This window comes from Serratia sp. JSRIV004 (assembly GCF_019968705.1).
Taxonomy (GTDB): domain Bacteria; phylum Pseudomonadota; class Gammaproteobacteria; order Enterobacterales; family Enterobacteriaceae; genus Chania; species Chania fonticola_B.
Genome location: NZ_CP074140.1, coordinates 1,802,996 through 1,823,041, shown reverse-complemented (window position 1 = coordinate 1,823,041; position 20,046 = coordinate 1,802,996). Strand labels below are relative to the sequence as shown.

Here is a 20,046-nt window from a genome sequence, read left to right as displayed (position 1 = left end):
ATAATGATAACGCTGAAGGAGAAAGTGATGTCCCGCCCTATTATTATCGATTGTGATCCAGGCCTTGATGACGCTATTGCCCTTGCCATGGCGCTACGTGCCCCTACGTTGGATGTTAAAGCCGTCACCACTTCCGCCGGTAACCAGACGCCGCAAAAAACCCTGCATAACGCACTCGGCCTGCTGACGCTGATGCAACGGCAAGATGTTCTGGTCGCTGGTGGTGCCGCCAAGCCCTTGATGCGCGATCTGGTCATTGCCGATTACGTGCACGGTGATACCGGTATGGGCAACACCCATTTGCCAGCACCGGATTTTCAGCCAGTCAAGCAAACTGCGGTCGAGTTAATTGCCGAACTGCTACGTACCAGCCCAGAGCCGATTACGCTGGTGGTCACCGGCCCGATGACCAATATTGCCTTGCTGCTGTCACAGCACGCAGAGTTGAAAAGCAAGATTGAACGCATCGTGTTTATGGGCGGTGGGCTGAATGCTGGCAACACCACGCCGGTGGCCGAATTCAATATCTACGTCGATCCGGAAGCGGCCGAAATTGTGCTGCAATCCGGCGTGCCTCTAACCATGGCCGGGTTGAACGTCACCCATCAGGCATTGGTGTTACCACAGGATATCGAGCGCATCCGTAGCATTAATAATCCGGTGGCGGCAGCGGTAGCCAGCATGCTCGATTTCTACCTGCCGTTGTATCTCAGCCACCCGCGCGGCCTGCCGGGTGCCGCCATGCACGATCCTTGCACCATCGCCTGGCTGCTGGCCCCGGAGCTGTTTGAAAGCCGTGAGCTGTGGGTGGGTGTGGAGACCCAAGGTCATTACACCGTGGGCATGACGGTAGTGGATGAGTTTGGCCAAAACGGTAAACCGGCGAACGTCGAGGTGTTGACCCATATCAACCGCCAGGGCTTTATCGATCTGATGGTCGAGTGTGTTTCACGTTATTAAATGACCCCTCACCCTAACCCTCTCCCACAGGGAGAGGGAACCGATCGAGCGGGCCTGAAAATACGGTGATACACCTTGGATGAGAGGACTTGTTGATTTTTCTGCGTAATTCCTTTACTCCCTACTTCCCGAAGCAGCACAAACCAACCAAGTGCTCCAGACAGTTCCCTCGCCCTTTGGGAAAGGGTTGGGATGAGGGAACCGAATGTGCCACAACTTTACGACACTCTCTGCATCAGCCCCGTGACAGCTCCCCCCTGCACCACTCCGAACCCGCTTTTTACCGCTACGCCGAGGCCTCTGGCAGGTGAGGATTATGCAGGTTAGCCAACCGCTGAGCGCAAGGAGGCGCGATTGCGAGCCCCCATGAACGGGTTTACGGCGTGTCGGCGTTCTGCATAATCCCCAGCTGAAGTACCGTCACAATCAGCTACTCACCGTAGACATCATACCGACGTCAAGGTGCTAGCCCATATCAACCGATTGGGCTTTATCTCGACATAGAGCAATAACTCCGGACTGGTTTACTTTCGTCCGATAAAACAAGACAATGCAGCCACAATGATACAGGGAGAGACGAATGAAAGGATATTTTCGCAAGTTACTGATCGGTTTGCTAGCCGTCGTTATTGTGGCCGCGGCACTGTTTTTTTGGGTCCGGTATGAACTTAAGCAGGATGCCACACTAGCTTTTAACCAAAACAGCATCGTCAAAGAACATCTAGGTGAAGTGACCATAGAAGAACTCGGTCTGAGTCAGTTTGCACCGATGAGTAACTGCCAGGATGATTGCGACCACTATCTGGTAAAGTTGAAAGGTGAAAAAGCTAGCGCTGCCGCCGTTATGGACTTTGCAAAAGGGGATACTGAACTCTCCAATGCGATATTGTGTCTGGCTGACGGCACCAATATCGCTCTGACAGAAGATGCAGTGGCTTTGGTACAAAACGACACCGAAGAAACACACTGCCAGTGATGCTTTCTCAATAAGCTGTAAATTCCCCTCATGCAACATGAGGGGAAATCGCCTTAAGGCTCAAACGGCCGGCGTTGGAACTGATCGTGGCCACACTTCGGGCACAGTGGCAGCACCTCCGGGGTATAGAAAGCCAGATGGTGATGGCATTTCTCACACACCAGATTACCCAGCCCGACCACTTCGCCGCTGTGGTAGACACCGTGATGGCTGACATCCTTAAACACCTCACGCCACTCTAACTGGGTTTTATCGGTGATATCCGCCAATTCCTGCCACAGGCTTTCTTTAATCACGCGCATAAACACGCTGTCGGTGAATTCCTCCCGGCTCTCTTGATAGCTGCGGGCGAACTCTTCCAAATCGCGGCGCACCGCCCGGGTCAACTGCTCCACTTCCGTACGGCTGAGTTCCTCCACCTCGTTCAAACGTTTCTCGGCGCTGGCGACCAATTGGTCAATGTCACGCTCACCGTTCTTTAAACGTTCCGTCAGTGACGTCACCAACTCGCGGTAATACTGAGCAACCTTGTTCATAGCTTCTCCTCGATGAACTACTGCGACAGGACTTCTCCCCTAAAACTACTCGTTATTATTTTAGTCGTAAATCACTGATGTGGCTTGGCTAGGTGAGGTTTTGGCAGATTGTGAGTCACATCATGGCACAGATATTTTTTTAATACGTCGAGTCAGACCGCTTGGTGTTGTTGCTGGCAGGTCTTATCAGCTATGCTATGCAGATCTAAAGATACTCACAGAATGCTACGGATGTAGCTGTTACACACCTACAGGACCATCGGCCGCCATGCAAGAGCAATACCGCCCCGAAGAGATAGAATCGAACGTACAGCTTCACTGGCAAGAGAAGCAAACTTTCAAGGTTACCGAAGACGCCAGCAAGGAAAAGTATTACTGCCTATCCATGCTGCCATACCCTTCTGGTCGTCTGCACATGGGTCATGTTCGGAACTACACCATTGGCGACGTGATCTCCCGCTACCAGCGTATGCTGGGCAAAAACGTGCTACAGCCAATTGGCTGGGATGCGTTTGGCCTGCCAGCCGAAGGCGCGGCGGTAAAAAACAAAACCGCACCGGCCCCTTGGACCTACGACAACATCGAATATATGAAGAACCAGCTGAAACTGCTGGGCTTCGGCTATGACTGGGATCGCGAGATCGCCACCTGCGATCCTGACTACTACCGTTGGGAACAGTGGTTCTTCACCAAGCTGTACGAAAAAGGCATGGTCTACAAGAAGACTTCGGCGGTGAACTGGTGCCCACACGATCTGACCGTACTGGCCAACGAACAGGTTATCGACGGCTGCTGCTGGCGCTGTGATACCAAGGTTGAGCGTAAAGAGATCCCACAGTGGTTTATTAAAATCACCGATTACGCCGATCAACTGCTCAACGATCTGGACACGCTGGAAAGCTGGCCAGAGCAGGTGAAAACCATGCAGCGCAACTGGATTGGCCGTTCCGAAGGGGTAGAAATCACCTTCGACGTTGCCGACAGCGCTGAGAAAGTCACCGTTTACACCACCCGCCCAGACACCTTTATGGGGGCTACCTATGTCGCCGTTGCCGCAGGTCACCCGCTGGCACAGCAGGGCGCGGTCAACAACCCGGCGCTGACAGACTTCATCGACGAATGCCGCAACACCAAGGTTGCCGAAGCCGAAATGGCCACCATGGAGAAGAAAGGCATGGCCACCGGCCTGTTTGCCATCCATCCGTTGAGCGGTGAGAAGCTGCCAATCTGGGTCGCCAACTTCGTCCTGATGGAATACGGCACTGGCGCGGTAATGGCCGTCCCTGGCCACGATCAGCGTGACTGGGAATTCGCCACCAAATACGATCTGCAGATCAAACCGGTCATTTTGAACCTGGATGGCAGCAAGCCAGACGTCAGCGCCGAAGCGATGACCGAAAAAGGCACCCTGTTCAACTCCGGTGAATTCGACGGCCTGGATCACCTGGCAGGCTTTAACGCCATCGCCGACAAGCTGGTGGCCAAAGGCGTCGGCCAGCGCAAGGTGAACTACCGTCTGCGCGATTGGGGCGTGTCCCGTCAGCGCTACTGGGGGGCTCCAATCCCAATGGTCACTCTGGAAGACGGCACCGTAATGCCAACGCCAGAAGACCAGCTGCCGGTCATCTTGCCGGAAGATGTCGTGATGGACGGCATCACCAGCCCGATCAAAGCCGATCCCGAGTGGGCAAAAACCACCGTTAACGGCCAGCCGGCGCTGCGTGAAACCGACACCTTCGACACCTTTATGGAATCTTCCTGGTACTACGCGCGCTACACCTGCCCGCAGTACGATAAAGGCATGCTGGATCCGGCTGCGGCCAACTACTGGCTGCCGGTCGATCAATATGTTGGCGGGATCGAACACGCCATCATGCACCTGATGTATTTCCGCTTCTTCCACAAGCTGATGCGTGATGCTGGCCTGGTCGATTCAGACGAGCCTGCCAAACGCCTGCTGTGCCAAGGCATGGTGTTGGCCGATGCCTTCTACTACACCGGCACCAGCGGCGAACGCGTCTGGGTATCTCCGGTTGATGCCACCGTCGAACGCGACGAGAAAGGCCGCATTGTCAAAGCAACCGATCCTGAAGGCCGCGAACTGGTCTATGCTGGCATGAGCAAAATGTCGAAGTCGAAGAACAACGGCATCGACCCGCAGGTGATGGTAGAAAAATACGGCGCGGATACCGTGCGTCTGTTCATGATGTTTGCTTCCCCAGCCGAAATGACGCTGGAATGGCAAGAATCTGGCGTTGAAGGGGCAAACCGCTTCCTCAAGCGCGTCTGGAAACTGGCTTACGACCACGTTGAGCAAGGGGCGGTTCAGCCACTGAACGTCAGCGAGCTCAATGAAGATCAGAAAGCCCTGCGCCGCGACGTGCATAAAACCATCGCCAAAGTCACCGACGATATCGGCCGCCGCCAGACCTTCAACACCGCCATCGCCGCCGTGATGGAGCTGATGAACAAACTGGGCCGTGCGCCGCAGGAAAGTGAACAGGATCGCGCGCTGCTGCAAGAGGCCTTGCTGGCCGTGGTACGTATGCTGTATCCGTTCACGCCACACGTCTGCTTCACCCTGTGGCAGGCGTTGAACGCCGAAGGCGACGTAGACACGGCACCATGGCCGGTAGCAGACGAAGCCGCCATGGTGGAAGATTCCAAACTGGTGGTGGTACAGGTTAACGGCAAAGTGCGGGCAAAAGTCACCGTGCCAGCCGATGCTACCGAAGAACAAGTGCGTGAGCGCGCCGCCCAGGAACATCTGGTGGCCAAATATCTGGAAGGGGTCACGGTACGTAAAGTGATCTATGTTCCAGGCAAATTGCTTAACCTGGTTGTGGGTTAACTCAAGGAGGCTTTGTGCGACATCGTATTCTGACGTTGTTGCTGGGGTTGGCGGTGCTTGTCACCGCCGGCTGCGGTTTTCATCTGCGCGGCACCGCGCAGGTGCCCACAGAATTGCATACGCTGATCCTGGATAGCTATGATCCCTTTGGCCCACTAACCCGTGCCGTGCGCGAGCAATTGCGTCTAAGCGGGGCTACCGTGGTCAAATACGATCCGGCCCACAAGGAAGTCCCGTCACTGCGCATCGTCAATTCGACGCAGAGTCAGGATACGGTTTCGATCTTCCAGGACGGTAAAACGGCCGAATTTCAATTGGTGATGACGGTTCAGGCCCAGGTATTGATCCCAGGGCATGATATCTACCCGATCAACGTCAAAGTCTTCCGCTCTTTCTTTGATAACCCACTGACTGCGTTGGCCAAAGACGCCGAGCAGGACATCATTATGCAGGAAATGCGTGAGCAGGCTGCCCAGCAAATTCTGCGTAAGATGCTGGCGGTGCACGCGGCAGTGCAAGAAACGCAAGAAAAAGCCGCTATCGCTGCTGAAAAAGCGGCCAGTACCCCAGCACAATGATCCGTCTTTATCCTGAACAACTTGCCGCGCAGCTCCGAGAGGGGCTGCGCGCTTGTTATTTATTGAGCGGTAACGAACCCTTGTTGCTGCAGGAAAGCCAGGATCTGATCCGCCAGGCTGCCCAACAGCAACAGTTCACCGAGCACTACAGCATTTCCCTGGATGTTCATACCGACTGGGATGCCATCTTCAGTATCTGCCAAGCCATGAGCCTGTTTGCCAGCCGGCAAACCCTGTTGCTGATTTTCCCCGAGAACGGCCCAACGGCCCCGATCGGCGAGCAACTGGTCAAGCTGTCCGCTTTGCTGCATGACGATATCCTGTTGGTACTGCGCGGCCCACGCCTGACCAAAGCCCAGGAGAACAGCGCCTGGTTCAAGGCTCTCAGCGCCAATGGCGTCATGGTCAGTTGCCAAACGCCGGAACAGGCACAGCTGCCGCGTTGGGTTGCCCAGCGAGCCAAATCCATGCAGCTGGATCTCGATGACGCAGCCAATCAACTGCTGTGTTACTGCTATGAAGGCAACCTGCTGGCACTTTCGCAGGCGTTGGAACGACTTTCGCTGCTGCACCCCGATGGTAAACTGACGTTGCCCCGCGTAGAGCAGGCGGTAAACGATGCAGCCCACTTCAGCCCGTTCCACTGGCTGGATGCCCTGCTGGCAGGCAAGAGCAAACGTGCCTGGCATATCCTGCGGCAGCTCCAGCAAGAGGATGTCGAGCCGGTGATCTTGCTGCGTACCCTGCAACGGGAACTGCTGATGCTGCTGAACCTGCAACGCCGCATGGCACACATCCCGCTGCGTACGCTATTCGATCAGCTCAAGGTCTGGCAGAACCGCCGCAGCCTGATCACTCAGGCTCTACAACGCCTTTCGGGTGAACAATTGCGGCAGGCAGTGCACCTGTTGGCGCAAATTGAGCTCACCCTCAAGAAAGACTACGGCCAGTCGGTTTGGCCGGAGCTGGAAACCCTGTCGATGCTGCTCTGCGGCAAACCTCTGGCCACGAGTGTCACCGATGCCTACTAGCCCGCAACAGCCACATACCCTGCACGCCTTTTTCGGTGGCACCTTTGACCCAATCCACTACGGCCATCTGCGCCCGGTGGCGGCCTTGGCTGAAGAAGTCGGCCTTGATAAGGTCACGTTGTTGCCCAACCATGTGCCTCCTCATCGGCCACAGCCGGAGGCCAACGCGCAGCAGCGGCTAACCATGGTTGAGCTGGCCATCGCAGGTACCCCGTTATTTGCCGTGGACGATCGTGAATTGCACCGCACCACCGCGTCCTACACCATCGAGACTTTCGAAACGATTCGTAAAGAACGTGGCGCCGCAGCGCCTCTGGCGTTTATTATTGGCCAGGACTCGCTGCTGAGCCTGCACAAATGGCATCGCTGGCAAGACCTGTTGCACTTCTGCCACCTGTTGGTGCTGGCGCGCCCGGGTTATAACCAGCAGATGGATACGCCAGAACTGCAACGCTGGCTGGAACAGCACCAAATCACCGATGCCGCCCTGCTCAGCCGCCAGCCGCACGGGTTTATCTACCTGGCAGATACCCCTTTACTGGAGATATCCGCCACCGAGATACGCCAGCGCCGTCACCAAGGCATCAGCTGTGACGATTTACTGCCGCGCCCGGTGCAGCGTTATATCGAGTTACAGGGTTTATATCGATAGGCCGCATGCTATACTGCGCCGCTATTTTTCAGGTATCCGCTGAAAACCCCAAGGATCTTGGCTAGCTGGGCAAAACCAGCAGGCTTTCAGCGGCATCCTGCCGAAACCATCACGATTCAGGCCAGTGACTTTGGGCAGTTGCCCTCAGCTTCCTGATGAACAGAACAACCCGAGGGGGAACCTTTGCAAGGTAAAGCGCTCCAAGATTTCGTTATCGATAAAATTGATGACATGAAAGGCCAGGATATTGTCGCTCTAGATGTTCAGGGCAAATCCAGCATCACCGACTGCATGATCATCTGTACCGGCACTTCAAGCCGCCATGTGATGTCGATTGCCGAACACGTCGTGCAAGAAGCCCGCGATGCCGGTATGGAACTGTATGGCATGAAAGGCCAGGCCGTTTCCGATTGGGTAGTGGTCGATCTGGGCGAAGTGATTGTGCACGTGATGCAGGAAGAAAGTCGCCAATTGTACGAACTGGAAAAGCTCTGGGGTTAAGCGGTGAAACTGCAATTGGTTGCAGTCGGCACCAAAATGCCCGACTGGGTGCAGACCGGCTTTATGGATTACCTGCATCGCTTTCCGAAAGATATGCCGTTTGAACTGACCGAGATCCCGGCGGGCAAACGCGGCAAGAATGCGGATATCAAACGCATTCTGGAAAAGGAAGGCGAGCAGATGCTAGCAGCGGTGGGCAAAGGTAACCGCATCGTTACGTTGGATATCCCTGGCACCCCGTGGGAAACGCCCCAGTTGGCACAACAGCTCGAGCGCTGGAAACAGGATGGCCGCAACGTCAGCCTGTTGATTGGCGGCCCTGAGGGGCTGGCTCCGGCCTGTAAAGCCGCCGCTGAGCAAAGCTGGTCGCTTTCCCCGTTAACGTTACCGCATCCTTTAGTGCGTGTTTTGGTGGCAGAGAGCCTCTACCGCGCCTGGAGTATTACTACAAATCATCCTTACCACCGGGAGTAACCGGTGGTGACAGTAACAGAGTGAAAAAAAGCAGCGGGATGAAAATAGAACGTAACCCTTTTCGCGACTATACGGCCGAGTCCGCCCTGTTTGTACGCCGCGCCGTGGTGGCGTTTTTTATCATTCTGGTGCTGACAGGCATCCTGATTGCCAATCTGTATAATCTGCAAATCGTGCGTTTTGAAGATTACCGCACCCGCTCCAATGAAAACCGCATCAAGCTGCTGCCTATCGCCCCCAGCCGCGGCATAATTTACGATCGTAACGGAACCCCGCTGGCGCTTAACCGCACCATTTACCAGTTGGAACTGATGCCGGAGAAGGTGGACGATCTAAAAGCCACGCTGGAGGCCTTACGCCCGGTAGTCGATCTCACCGACGACGATATCGCCAACTTTGAAAAAGAACGCAAGCGCTCGCGCCGTTTCGTCTCGATCCCGGTGAAAACCCCACTGACCGAAGTGCAGGTGGCCCGTTTTGCCGTCAATCAATTCCGCTTCCCCGGCGCGGAAGTCAAAGGCTATCAACGCCGCTATTATCCTTATGGGTCTGCCCTCACCCACGTGATCGGTTACGTGTCGAAAATTAATGACCGCGACCTCGAGCGCCTGGACAAAGACGGCCAGCTACGCAACTATGCCGCCACCCATGATATCGGCAAGCTGGGTATCGAACGCTATTATGAAGATGTCCTGCATGGCAAAACCGGCTATGAGGAGGTTGAAGTCAACAACCGTGGCCGGGTGATCCGCCAATTGCATGAGCAACCCCCTTCCGCCGGTAAAGACGTTTATCTGACGCTGGATCTCAACCTGCAACGCTATATCGAGCAGTTGCTGGTGGGTAGCCGTGCCGCAGTAGTGGTCAGCGATCCGCGCACCGGGGGAATTTTGGCGATGGTTTCCAACCCTAGCTACGATCCCAACCTGTTTGTTGATGGTATCTCCAATAAGGATTATCAGGGGCTGCTCAACGATCCGAACCGCCCGCTGATCAACCGTGCCACCCAAGGGGTGTACCCTCCGGCCTCCACGGTTAAACCCTATATTGCCGTTTCCGCCCTAAGTGCCGGGGTGATCACCAAAAATACCGTCGTGTTCGATCCGGGCTGGTGGCAATTGCCAGGGTCAGAGAAACGCTTCCGCGACTGGAAAAAATGGGGCCATGGCCGCCTCAACGTCACCAAAGCGCTGGAGGAATCTGCGGATACCTATTTCTATCAGGTAGCGTACGACATGGGGATCGATCGCCTATCCACCTGGCTGACCAAATTCGGCTACGGCGAATATACCGGTATCGATCTTTCCGAAGAGCGTTCCGGCCTGATGCCAACCCGCGACTGGAAATTCAAACGTTACAAGAAACCGTGGTATCAGGGCGACACCATTCCGGTGGGCATCGGCCAGGGCTACTGGACCGCTACGCCAATCCAGATGGCCAAGGCGCTGAACACCCTGATTAACGACGGCAACGTCAAAGATCCGCATCTGCTGCAAAGTACCAAGATCAACGGCGTATTGGTGCCGTTCAAGCAAAAAGAGAGCAAGCAGATCGGCGATATCCATTCAGGCTTCTGGGAAATAGCCAAAGACGGCATGTACGGCGTTGCCAACCGGCCTAACGGCACGGCGCGCAAGTTCTTTGACAAGACACCGTATAAAGCCGCGGCAAAATCGGGTACCGCGCAGGTATTCGGCTATGAAACCTATAACGCCCACAAACTCGCTGAACACCTGCGGGACCATAAATTGATGACCGCCTTTGCGCCCTACGATAACCCAACGGTTTCGGTGGCCATCATTTTGGAGAACGGCGGTTCAGGCCCGGCGGTAGGTACCATTACCCGCCAAATCCTCGACCACATCCTGTTGGGCGACAACAATACGCAATTACCGGATGCAGTACCGCTGCCGCCAGGTATAGAAGGTGATTAAGGTAGAACATGACTGAAAGCCAACAAAAGGGCTCTATCTGGACCAAAATCCATATCGACCCGACATTCCTGCTGTTTATTCTGGCCCTGCTGATCTACAGCGCCGTGGTGATGTGGAGCGCCAGCGGCCAGGATATGGGCATGATGGAGCGCAAAATCGGCCAGATCCTGATGGGGCTGATCGTGATGGGCGTGATGGCGCAAATCCCACCGCGGGTTTATGAAAGCTGGGCACCCTACCTGTATATTTTCTGCGTGATATTGCTGATCCTGGTGGATGCCTTTGGCCAAATCAGTAAAGGGGCGCAGCGCTGGCTGGATCTGGGCTTTGTGCGCTTCCAGCCTTCGGAAATCGCCAAGATCGCCGTGCCGCTGATGGTGGCACGCTTTATGAACCGTGACGTGTGCCCGCCTTCGCTGAAGAATACCGGCATCGCGCTAGTGCTGATCTTCCTGCCCACTTTGCTGGTTGCCGCACAGCCCGATCTGGGCACCTCGATCCTGATCGCCGCCTCTGGCCTGTTTGTGCTGTTCCTGTCGGGAATGAGCTGGAAGCTGATCGCTGTGGCTGCCGTAGCGCTGGCCGCCTTTATCCCGGTGTTGTGGTTCTTCCTGATGCACGGCTATCAGCGTGACCGCGTGATGATGCTGCTCGATCCGGAAAGCGATCCGTTAGGGGCCGGTTACCATATTATTCAGTCGAAAATCGCCATCGGCTCTGGTGGCCTATCGGGTAAAGGCTGGCTGCACGGCACTCAGTCTCAGCTGGAATTCCTGCCGGAACGCCATACCGACTTTATCTTCGCGGTGTTGGCGGAAGAACTTGGCCTGATCGGCGTACTGGTGCTGCTGGTGCTGTATCTGCTGGTGATTATCCGCGGGTTGATGATTGCCGCCCGGGCACAGACCACCTTTGGCCGCGTAATGGTCGGTGGGCTGATGCTGATCCTGTTTGTCTATGTGTTTGTTAACATTGGTATGGTCAGTGGCATTTTACCGGTAGTTGGCGTACCTTTGCCTTTGGTCAGTTACGGGGGGTCGGCGCTGATCGTACTCATGGCTGGGTTCGGCATCGTGATGTCGATCCACACGCATCGGAAAATGTTGTCTAAAAATCTATAAGAGGTGTGCAATGCGTAAGGAATGGCTTTGGGTCGGCGCGGTTGCTGCTGCGGTATTACTTTCCGCCTGTACCACGACGGAAGAAACACAGGCTCCGGTGCAACAAGCCTACAACGGGCCGGTGACCGAAATCGGCGGCGTGGAGCCTCACTATGAACCCTATAACCCTGGTACCCTGCAGGATTATAAGGTTAATGGCGACACTTATCGTATCGTGCAAGATCCGCAGAACTTCTCGCAAACCGGCCTGGCGGCCTGGTACGGTGAAGAGGCCAACGGCAACACTACCGCCATTGGTGAGCGGTTCGATCCCAATGCGCTGACCGCTGCACATCCCACCTTGCCTATTCCTAGCTATGTACGCGTCACTAACCTGGCCAATGGCCGTCAACTGGTGGTACGCGTGAACGATCGCGGCCCTTATACTTCTGGCCGGATTATCGATCTGTCCAAAGCTGCCGCCGATCGCCTCAACCTGTCCAGCAACACCAAGGTGAAGGTCGACTTTATCAAGGTTGCTCCAGACGGCACGTTGAGCGGCCCTGGTACCGTGGGTACCGTCGTCGCCAAACAGAGCTACGCCCTGCCTCCACGCCCGGATCTCAGTTCCGGCAGCGGTATGGATGCACCGATGCAGCAATCAGCACCGATTGCCGCCCCTGCTGCTCAAACGATTGACAACGGCAGCATGAACTACAACGACAGCAGCACTACCCCTGCCGCCTCCACTGGTCGTAGCGGTGGTTTCCTTGGTGCGCCGCAGCCGTTAGCCCCTGGCGTATTGGAAGGGACAGAACCCCAACCGGTCATCAGCGCGCCAACTGCAGCCCCGGTTGTGGCCACCGCAGCCGCAGCCAGTACCAGCGGTAGCTATGTCGTACAAGTAGGTGCCCTGAGTAATGCCGAGCGTGCGCAAAGCTGGCAACAACAGCTGAGCCAGCAGTTTGGCGTTCCTGGTAAGGTCGCCGCCAACGGCGCCGTCTACCGCGTGCAGCTTGGCCCGTTCAGCAATCGTCAACAGGCCGCACAGCTGCAACAGCGTCTGGCCAGTGAGGCACAACAACAGTCCTTTATCACTGCCGCACCCTAGTCGTGAAACTCGGCAGGCCGATGCCGCCGACAGCAGGTCGTTGACTTATCTGAAACATTTTCTTTCAGGTAAATCTGTGTAAACCCCCTACTGTCGGCCGAATGGCTAATGCCTGCCGGGGCCCCGTCTGCTATAGTGTGACTCGTTTTTTAACTTAACTTTTACGGATGTTGTAGTCCCGATCATGAAACAGGTAACCTCTTTTCGCTTAATCAAAAGCCTCACGCTTGGCACTGCCATCGCGCTCAGCGCAGCGTCAGTTGCCCACGCAGACGACGTTAATATTAAAACCATGATCCCAGGTGTGCCGCAGATTGATGCCGAGGCCTACATCCTGATTGATTACAACTCCGGTAAAGTGTTGGCGGAATCGAACGCCGACGCACGCCGCGACCCTGCCAGCCTGACCAAAATGATGACCAGCTACGTCATCGGCCAGGCGCTGAAATCCGGCAAGATTGGCCAGGACGATCTGGTCACCGTGGGTCAGGATGCCTGGGCTACCGGCAACCCGGTGTTCAAAGGTTCCTCACTGATGTTCCTCAAGCCGGGGGACCGCGTACCGGTCTCCAAGCTGACTCGTGGTATCAACCTGCAATCCGGTAACGATGCCTGTGTCGCCATGGCGGACTACGTCGCAGGTAGCCAGGATGCGTTCGTGAACCTGATGAATACCTACGTCAAACAGCTCGGCCTGCAAAACACCCACTTCCAAACCGTGCACGGCCTGGATGCGGAAGGTCAGTTCAGCTCGGCGCGTGATATGGCGTTGATCGGCCAGGCGCTGATCCGCGATGTGCCAGACGAATACGCTATCTATAAAGAAAAAGAGTTCACCTTCAACAATATCCGTCAGATGAACCGTAACGGTCTGCTGTGGGATACCAGCCTGAACGTCGATGGGATTAAAACCGGCCACACCAATTCGGCGGGTTATAACCTGGTAGCTTCAGCGACGGAAGGCCAGATGCGTCTGATCTCCGCCGTGCTGGGTGGCCGTACCTATAAAGGCCGCGAAACCGAGAGCAAAAAACTGCTGACCTGGGGCTTCCGCTTCTTTGAAACCGTCGCACCACTGAAAGCAGGCAAAGAGTTCGCTTCTGAACCCGTTTGGTTCGGCGATGCCGATCGCGTTGAGCTGGGCGTAGACAAAGATGCCTACCTGACCATCCCACGCGGCCGGATGAAAGATTTGAAAGCCAGCTATGTGCTGAACACCCCGGAAATTCATGCTCCGCTGGCCAAAAACCAGGTCGTTGGCACCATCAATTTCCAGCTGGATGGCAAAACCATCGATCAGCGCCCGCTGGTGGTGCTGAACGAAGTGAAAGAAGGTGGCTTCTTTGGCCGCATCGTGGATTATATCCGCCTGATGTTCCATCACTGGTTCGGTTAACCCTTGAATCGGCTGAGTTCGGCCCCATATAACAATTAACACTAACTCCCGCCCCGGCGGGAGTTATAATTTAGAGATCCGCCACAGCTGGAGCGCACCTACATGCAAAAGACTAAACTGAACGAACTGCTCGAATTCCCTTGTACCTTTACCTACAAGGTAATGGGTCTGGCACACCCCGAGCTGGTAGACCAGGTGGTTGAAGTGGTGCAACGCCATGCTCCAGGGGATTACAATCCTCAGGTCAAACCGAGCAGCAAAGGCAACTACCACTCCGTTTCCATCACCATCACCGCCACCCATATCGATCAGGTGGAAACGTTATATGAAGAGTTGGGCAATATTGAAATTGTCCGTATGGTGCTGTAATTACAGCATAACTCCCTGCCAGCCAACCTGGTTCAGCGCCACCGCTGTCCGGGTTGCTCTGGTTCGCCAGGGATAAATGCTGGTCGCGGGCCAGAGCGCCCGGTATAATGTTTTTACCACTTCTGTAACCTGACGATGCCCCGCTTGCAACACAATAAGATCATTCTCCGTCAGCTAGGGTTGCAGCCCTATGAGCCTGTATCCCAAGCCATGCACAGCTTCACCAATCACCGCGACGAATCCACGCTCGATGAATTGTGGCTGGTGCAGCATCAAGCCGTGTTCACCCAAGGGCAGGCCGGTAAGGCAGAACATCTGCTGATGCCAGGCGATATCCCGGTGATCCAGAGCGATCGCGGCGGCCAGGTCACCTATCATGGCCCCGGCCAGCAGGTGATGTACGTGATGGTGGATCTGAAGCGCAACAAGGTGGGTGTTCGCCAACTCGTCACGGCCTTGGAAGAGACCGTTATCAATACCCTCGCCCATTTCAAGATCGAATCACGCGCGCGCCCGGATGCGCCCGGCGTGTACGTGGGTGAACAAAAGATTTGTTCATTAGGCTTGCGGATCCGCAAAGGTAGCTCATTTCATGGCCTGGCCCTGAATGTCGCTATGGATCTCACCCCTTTCCAACGCATCAACCCCTGCGGTTATGCCGGAATGCAGATGACACAAGTCAGCGCGCTGGCACCAGGTGTCGGGATCGCCGATGTGCATCCCATTCTGGTACAGGAATTTGTACATTTACTCGGCTACCAGACGGTCGAGCTTCGTAACTGGAACCTGCACGATTATGAGTAAACCGATTCAGATGGAACGCGGCGTCAAATACCGCGATGCAGACAAAATGGCGTTGATCCCGGTAAAAACGGTCATCACCGAGCGCCAGGAATTGTTACGCAAACCCGAGTGGATGAAGATCAAGCTCCCTGCCGACTCTACGCGCATTCAAGGCATCAAGGCCGCGATGCGCAAAAATGGCCTGCATTCGGTCTGCGAAGAGGCGTCATGCCCCAACCTGTCTGAGTGCTTTAACCACGGTACCGCCACCTTCATGATCCTGGGGGCTATCTGTACCCGCCGTTGCCCATTCTGCGACGTGGCCCATGGCCGCCCGGTGGCTCCCGATGCCAACGAGCCGGAAAAGCTGGGGCAAACCATTGCCGACATGGCACTGCGCTATGTGGTGATCACCTCGGTTGACCGTGACGATTTACGTGACGGTGGCGCGCAGCACTTTGCCGACTGCATTACCGCCATCAGAGCCAAAAGCCCGAACATCAAGATCGAAACCCTGGTGCCAGACTTCCGTGGCCGTATGGATCGTGCGCTGGAAATCCTTACCGCCACGCCACCAGACGTGTTTAACCACAACCTGGAAAACGTGCCGCGTGTTTATCGCCAGGTACGTCCCGGGGCTAATTACGAGTGGTCATTGAAGTTGCTGGAGCGCTTTAAGGAAGCTCACCCCTCGATCCCGACCAAATCCGGCCTGATGGTAGGTTTGGGTGAAACCAACGCGGAAATCGTGGAAGTGATGCGCGATCTGCGCCGTCATGGCGTAACCATGCTAACGCTGGGGCAGTATCTGCAACCAAGCCGTCACCATCTGCCAGTGCAGCGCTATGTCAGCCCGGCGGAGTTTGACGAAATGAAAGAAGAAGCGATGGCAATGGGCTTTACCCATGCTGCCTGCGGCCCGTTTGTGCGCTCGTCCTATCATGCGGACTTGCAGGCCAAAGGGCTGGAAGTGAAGTAACTGCGGTAATCTTTTGTTACGCTTCACCTGCGATTAACGCCAAAAAACGGATGTCCTTGCGGCATCCGTTTTTTATGGCTCAACAGCAGAAACGTTTAAACGTCTTTCTTTTCGACGCTCTGCTGCGCGGTAGGCGTTTCAGCCGTATTCTGTGCAGGAGGGGTGTCATCGCCCACCGCTTTTTTAAAGCCTTTCAGCGCAGCACCCAGATCCGCGCCCAGAGTACGCAGTTTGCTGGTGCCGAACAGCAAGACGATCAACACCGCAATGACCAGCAGCTTGGTAATACTGATACCTTCCATATTCACCTTCTTTATTCATTTATGGCTGCAGGACGCAGCGCTGGAACAAACTTTGTCTATGGGTATTTAGCGACTTTATTTCGGCTATAACAACAACCAGTTGTAACAAGGTGAGATCTACCCAAGATGTTCTATGCTTAGATTATAGGGCATATTCTTAGCTATTCGCTTTTTTCCGGCTCCAGGCCGGCTGCATAATTCATCACAGGGATACATGGGATGCCAACAGCTCTATCGGCTATTAACACCCGGCGTGCGGGCCTCAACTTCGCCAGGCGCCTCTACCTGCCACGTATTGTCGGCCTGGGGATTGGTTTCTTGTGCGTACTGACGGCGCTCTATCCAGTTCATCAGCCGGTTGGTGTGTGGATCTTGCTGGCAGTGAATGGCTTTATCTGGCCACATGTCGCTTATCAATGGTCTATCCGCAGCGAAGCCCCCTACGCCACCGAGATCCGCAACCTGCTCATCGATGCACTGCTAGGTGGGATGTGGGTTGCCATCATGGGTTTCAATGCGCTCCCCGCCGTGGTGATCCTGTCGATGATGGGGATGAATAATATCGCTTCCGGTGGGCCGTCTCTGTATTTCAAAGGCCTGATAGCGCAAATTATCGGGGCGCTGGTGACCAGTGCGATACTGGGCTTCCCCTTTACGCCACAATCCACACCGCTGCAGGTTTATCTGTGTCTGCCGATGATCTTCATCTACCCAGTCTTCCTGGGTTATGTGACCTACCAAACCGCCAAGCGGCTGGCAGAAAAGCAACAGGAGTTATTGCGCATCAGCACGCGTGATGGCTTGACCGGCGTGTTTAACCGCCGCCATTGGGAACACCTGCTGCACAATGAGTTTGATAGCTGCCGGCGCTATAATCATCCGGCTACGCTGATCCTGATGGATATTGACCATTTCAAAGCCATCAACGACACCTTCGGCCATGGGCTGGGGGATGAGGCGCTGATCGTTCTGGCGGAAGAATTGGTGTTAGGGCTTCGGGCGATGGATATCGTGGGGCGCTACGGCGGTGATGAGTTTGGCGCGGTGTTGCCAAATACCAGTGCCGAACAGGCCAGCCTGGCGCTCCACCGCATTCAGGAGCGCCTGAACGAGGTCGTCTTCCGTGAAGCCCCTGGGTTAAAGCTGAATATCAGCGCCGGGGTCGCCGATTACCAGCCCGAGATGCCCGGCTACCAGGAATGGTTGAAGGCCGCCGATACCGCACTGTATCGGGCAAAAAATAATGGCCGCAACCGGCAGGAACTCGCCGTACATCAATGCTAGCCCACTAGTTTATTAAGTTGATAGCTTAATGACTTGATAAATTGGTTGGAGAAATGGCGTCGAGAAATAGCGTAACAGGTGTGCGGTGTTAACTGCGGTTATTGAAGTGAGTAATTCCTGTCTGGCTGAAGCTACTACAAAACCACAGCGACAAGGTGTAAAATCTGCCCCGCGCGATTGTTTCGCGCCAACAAACGGAGATGACATTCCTCCATAACCGCCTTTCACAGGCTGATGATGTCTACGTAACCTCTCAGAGAGGTGCGTAGGCGCTTGCCTGAACCTTTCTGAGCATCTTCCATCTTTAGATAGGGTTTATCACCATGTGGAGTTCTTTACTGGCTGTATTTATTGGCGGTGGTTTGGGTAGCGTCTTGCGCTGGGCAGTGAGCCTTAAGCTCAACCCTGTACATCCTCATATTCCCTTGGGCACTTTGACCGTAAACCTGGTGGGGGGGTTTATCATCGGGCTGGCCTTGGCGTTGTTTATCCGTATGACACACATTGACCCAGTTTGGAAACTGCTGATCACTACCGGCTTTTGCGGCGGGTTGACTACCTTCTCTACCTTCTCGCTTGAAGTGGTTTATCTGTTGCAGGACGGGCGCGTTGTCTGGGCCATCACCAATATGCTGCTCAACCTGGCGGGTTCGCTGGCGATGACGCTGTTGGCCTTTATGCTGGTCAGAGCGTTCTACGGCCAATGAAAACTCGGGGCTTAATGTTTTCTTAATCTGCCATCGGGATAATCCTCGCTCAGTAACCTGTGCTGAGTGAGGAATTGAATGTTTACCCTGCCAAAAACCACTACTGAATGGATTGTCACCCTGACGTGCGTGCTGATCGTCCTGGCCTTCATCAAGGTTTACCTGTTCTCTTAACCTCCCTGGCCTGAAAAAAAAGCATAAAAAACCCGCTCATGGAGCGGGTTTTAACAATTTTGGCTACTGTAGCTTAGATAGCGATAACGTTAGCAGCAGATGGCCCTTTGGCACCGTTCGTAATTTCAAATTCTACACGCTGGCCTTCAGCAAGAGTTTTGAAACCATTGCTAGCGATGGCAGAGAAGTGAACGAAAACGTCCTTGCTACCATCTTCAGGAGTAATGAAACCGAAACCTTTAGATTCATTAAACCACTTAACGCTACCTTTAATCTTAGACATCAAACTTACCTTTAACGTGAATGTAAGACACAAAATGTGTGTCCAATACAGTACAGCAATTAGACGGGATTTTGTCCACAACACAGATCACATAAAATCGATAAAAAGTGAAAAAGTCGGTTATTTACCCTGTAAATTGATGTCCGCGGTTACCAGAGACGGCCAAGGCAGCCCAATCAGCCAAAAAACCGTTGAGAGACCGATTAAACACCTATGTGGCCCATTGTTGCCCCTGAACCCGCCGTTTTTAGGTTTTCGTCTTGCTGATGAAACACCGTCCCCCCTGTCACTGCAAGGCATTACGCGTTATCATTAGCGCTGTTACGAACGACCTGATGAGAATGACCATGAACGGCAAGATAACGACTTTTTTTGAAGACAAAGGCTTCGGTTTTATCACCGACGAGAACGGGGAAAATCGTTATTTTCACGTGATTAAAGTGCAAAACCCAGAGCTGATTAAGAAAAACGCGCTGGTAACCTTTGAGCCAACCAACAATACCAAAGGGCCATCGGCCTATGCGGTAAAGGTACAAGCACCAAGCAAGTACATCACCATCGCCAACGAGAGAATCAAAATCTCCAGCATCAAGTCCTTCGATACCTTCACCAAAGAAGTGCCGGTCAAGGTGGAGGTCGATAAAGAGAACACCGTGTTGTCCGTTGGGTTGCTGATGAACCGTATCCGTCCGCAAGTCGCCGAAGCGCCACAAACCGCCACGGAAACGCTGCGTATGCTCTCAATCACCACCTTCCAGAACGCGACTCACGTCTTCTCTGAGCATGAAATCGATATCGATGAAACCGTGCAGGCGTTGAAGACCCTATAGCCCCTGAAAACATTGGAAGCTATTTAATAGCACCTGTGTTAGCGTGGGTTTTCACCTGACACAGGTACGCGATATGTCTGAATCCACCAGCGTTAAAGGTTACAATAACCGCACCACTCAAATTGCCTGCCCAAAGTGTGCTTATGTTACCGAACAGCAATGTTCAAAACTGCGTAAACTCAGCACCTTGATTTGCCCTAACTGCGGCACGCAATTCGCACCAAAGCAGGGCTGA

22 protein-coding genes and 1 riboswitch are annotated in these 20,046 nt (G+C 54.5%); of the genes, 19 read left to right on the top strand and 3 right to left on the bottom strand.

The genetic code is table 11. From position 1 onward, the window contains the following. The first annotated feature begins 27 nt into the window (after window positions 1-27). Together rihA and KGP21_RS08745 are read left to right on the top strand one after the other, a co-directional pair. The gene (rihA, locus tag KGP21_RS08750; RefSeq protein ID WP_223537957.1) at window positions 28-960 is read left to right on the top strand and encodes a pyrimidine-specific ribonucleoside hydrolase RihA; all 933 of its coding nucleotides are present in this window, start codon (window positions 28-30) and stop codon (window positions 958-960) included. 580 nt (window positions 961-1,540) lie between these two features. Next, window positions 1,541-1,936 (top strand): hypothetical protein, encoded by a 396-nt coding sequence (locus KGP21_RS08745; protein ID WP_223537955.1) that lies wholly within the window; start codon window positions 1,541-1,543, stop codon window positions 1,934-1,936. Window positions 1,937-1,989: 53 nt separating this feature from the next. Here the strand turns inward: KGP21_RS08745 and KGP21_RS08740 are convergent, their stop codons facing one another. Next, window positions 1,990-2,472: a zinc ribbon-containing protein gene (locus KGP21_RS08740; protein ID WP_021180000.1), complete on the bottom strand. Its 483-nt coding sequence runs from the start codon at window positions 2,470-2,472 to the stop codon at window positions 1,990-1,992. 268 nt (window positions 2,473-2,740) lie between these two features. On the opposite strand from KGP21_RS08740, the gene leuS reads away from it, so the two are divergent. The 13 genes from leuS (at window position 2,741) to lipA (ending at window position 16,231) form a co-directional block, all read left to right on the top strand. Further along, window positions 2,741-5,323, top strand: a complete 2,583-nt coding sequence (gene leuS / locus KGP21_RS08735) for a leucine--tRNA ligase (protein ID WP_065686404.1) — start codon at window positions 2,741-2,743, stop codon at window positions 5,321-5,323. 14 nt (window positions 5,324-5,337) lie between these two features. After that, on the top strand, window positions 5,338-5,901 hold the full coding sequence (gene lptE / locus KGP21_RS08730) for an LPS assembly lipoprotein LptE (protein WP_021805330.1): 564 nt from the start codon (window positions 5,338-5,340) through the stop codon (window positions 5,899-5,901). Beyond that, on the top strand, window positions 5,898-6,932 hold the full coding sequence (gene holA, locus KGP21_RS08725; protein ID WP_218519706.1) for a DNA polymerase III subunit delta: 1,035 nt from the start codon (window positions 5,898-5,900) through the stop codon (window positions 6,930-6,932). Before lptE ends, holA begins: the two co-directional genes overlap by 4 nt. Beyond that, entirely contained in the window at window positions 6,922-7,584 is a 663-nt protein-coding gene (gene nadD / locus KGP21_RS08720) for a nicotinate-nucleotide adenylyltransferase (protein WP_021805332.1), read from the top strand. The genes holA and nadD overlap by 11 nt, the downstream gene beginning before the upstream one ends. Window positions 7,585-7,767: 183 nt before the next feature. Beyond that, window positions 7,768-8,085 (top strand): ribosome silencing factor, encoded by a 318-nt coding sequence (rsfS, locus tag KGP21_RS08715; protein WP_021180005.1) that lies wholly within the window; start codon window positions 7,768-7,770, stop codon window positions 8,083-8,085. Between the two features lie 3 nt (window positions 8,086-8,088). Beyond that, window positions 8,089-8,559, top strand: a complete 471-nt coding sequence (rlmH, locus tag KGP21_RS08710; protein ID WP_004949595.1) for a 23S rRNA (pseudouridine(1915)-N(3))-methyltransferase RlmH — start codon at window positions 8,089-8,091, stop codon at window positions 8,557-8,559. A 38-nt stretch (window positions 8,560-8,597) separates the two neighbouring features. After that, on the top strand, window positions 8,598-10,493 hold the full coding sequence (gene mrdA, locus KGP21_RS08705) for a peptidoglycan DD-transpeptidase MrdA (RefSeq protein WP_037375141.1): 1,896 nt from the start codon (window positions 8,598-8,600) through the stop codon (window positions 10,491-10,493). 8 nt (window positions 10,494-10,501) lie between these two features. After that, window positions 10,502-11,614, top strand: a complete 1,113-nt coding sequence (gene mrdB, locus KGP21_RS08700; protein ID WP_021805334.1) for a peptidoglycan glycosyltransferase MrdB — start codon at window positions 10,502-10,504, stop codon at window positions 11,612-11,614. A 10-nt stretch (window positions 11,615-11,624) separates the two neighbouring features. Continuing rightward, a complete protein-coding gene (gene rlpA / locus KGP21_RS08695; protein WP_179252151.1) occupies window positions 11,625-12,704 on the top strand; it encodes an endolytic peptidoglycan transglycosylase RlpA in 1,080 nt (359 codons plus the stop codon). 184 nt (window positions 12,705-12,888) lie between these two features. Beyond that, window positions 12,889-14,100 (top strand): D-alanyl-D-alanine carboxypeptidase DacA, encoded by a 1,212-nt coding sequence (gene dacA / locus KGP21_RS08690; RefSeq protein ID WP_021805336.1) that lies wholly within the window; start codon window positions 12,889-12,891, stop codon window positions 14,098-14,100. Window positions 14,101-14,202: 102 nt separating this feature from the next. Further along, on the top strand, window positions 14,203-14,469 hold the full coding sequence (gene ybeD, locus KGP21_RS08685) for a DUF493 family protein YbeD (RefSeq protein ID WP_021180010.1): 267 nt from the start codon (window positions 14,203-14,205) through the stop codon (window positions 14,467-14,469). Window positions 14,470-14,604: 135 nt separating this feature from the next. Then, window positions 14,605-15,273 (top strand): lipoyl(octanoyl) transferase LipB, encoded by a 669-nt coding sequence (gene lipB, locus KGP21_RS08680; protein WP_037375143.1) that lies wholly within the window; start codon window positions 14,605-14,607, stop codon window positions 15,271-15,273. After that, window positions 15,266-16,231 (top strand): lipoyl synthase, encoded by a 966-nt coding sequence (gene lipA, locus KGP21_RS08675; protein ID WP_021805338.1) that lies wholly within the window; start codon window positions 15,266-15,268, stop codon window positions 16,229-16,231. The genes lipB and lipA overlap by 8 nt, the downstream gene beginning before the upstream one ends. Before the next feature lie 95 nt (window positions 16,232-16,326). Here lipA and tatA read toward each other — a convergent pair whose 3' ends face one another. Next, window positions 16,327-16,533 (bottom strand): Sec-independent protein translocase subunit TatA, encoded by a 207-nt coding sequence (gene tatA / locus KGP21_RS08670; RefSeq protein WP_021180013.1) that lies wholly within the window; start codon window positions 16,531-16,533, stop codon window positions 16,327-16,329. A gap of 219 nt (window positions 16,534-16,752) precedes the next feature. On the opposite strand from tatA, the gene adrA reads away from it, so the two are divergent. Beyond that, the gene (adrA, locus tag KGP21_RS08665) at window positions 16,753-17,817 is read left to right on the top strand and encodes a diguanylate cyclase AdrA (RefSeq protein WP_021805339.1); all 1,065 of its coding nucleotides are present in this window, start codon (window positions 16,753-16,755) and stop codon (window positions 17,815-17,817) included. A 187-nt stretch (window positions 17,818-18,004) separates the two neighbouring features. Then, window positions 18,005-18,068, top strand: a riboswitch (Fluoride riboswitch). A gap of 72 nt (window positions 18,069-18,140) precedes the next feature. Further along, entirely contained in the window at window positions 18,141-18,524 is a 384-nt protein-coding gene (gene crcB / locus KGP21_RS08660) for a fluoride efflux transporter CrcB (protein ID WP_021805340.1), read from the top strand. A 247-nt stretch (window positions 18,525-18,771) separates the two neighbouring features. Here crcB and cspE read toward each other — a convergent pair whose 3' ends face one another. After that, window positions 18,772-18,981: a transcription antiterminator/RNA stability regulator CspE gene (gene cspE, locus KGP21_RS08655; protein ID WP_002210315.1), complete on the bottom strand. Its 210-nt coding sequence runs from the start codon at window positions 18,979-18,981 to the stop codon at window positions 18,772-18,774. A 347-nt stretch (window positions 18,982-19,328) separates the two neighbouring features. Here cspE and KGP21_RS08650 point away from each other — a divergent pair, with 347 nt between their 5' ends. After that, window positions 19,329-19,811, top strand: coding sequence for a cold-shock protein (locus tag KGP21_RS08650; RefSeq protein WP_021180015.1), 483 nt, complete (start codon window positions 19,329-19,331; stop codon window positions 19,809-19,811). 73 nt (window positions 19,812-19,884) lie between these two features. Continuing rightward, entirely contained in the window at window positions 19,885-20,046 is a 162-nt protein-coding gene (locus tag KGP21_RS08645) for a YnfU family zinc-binding protein (RefSeq protein WP_021180016.1), read from the top strand.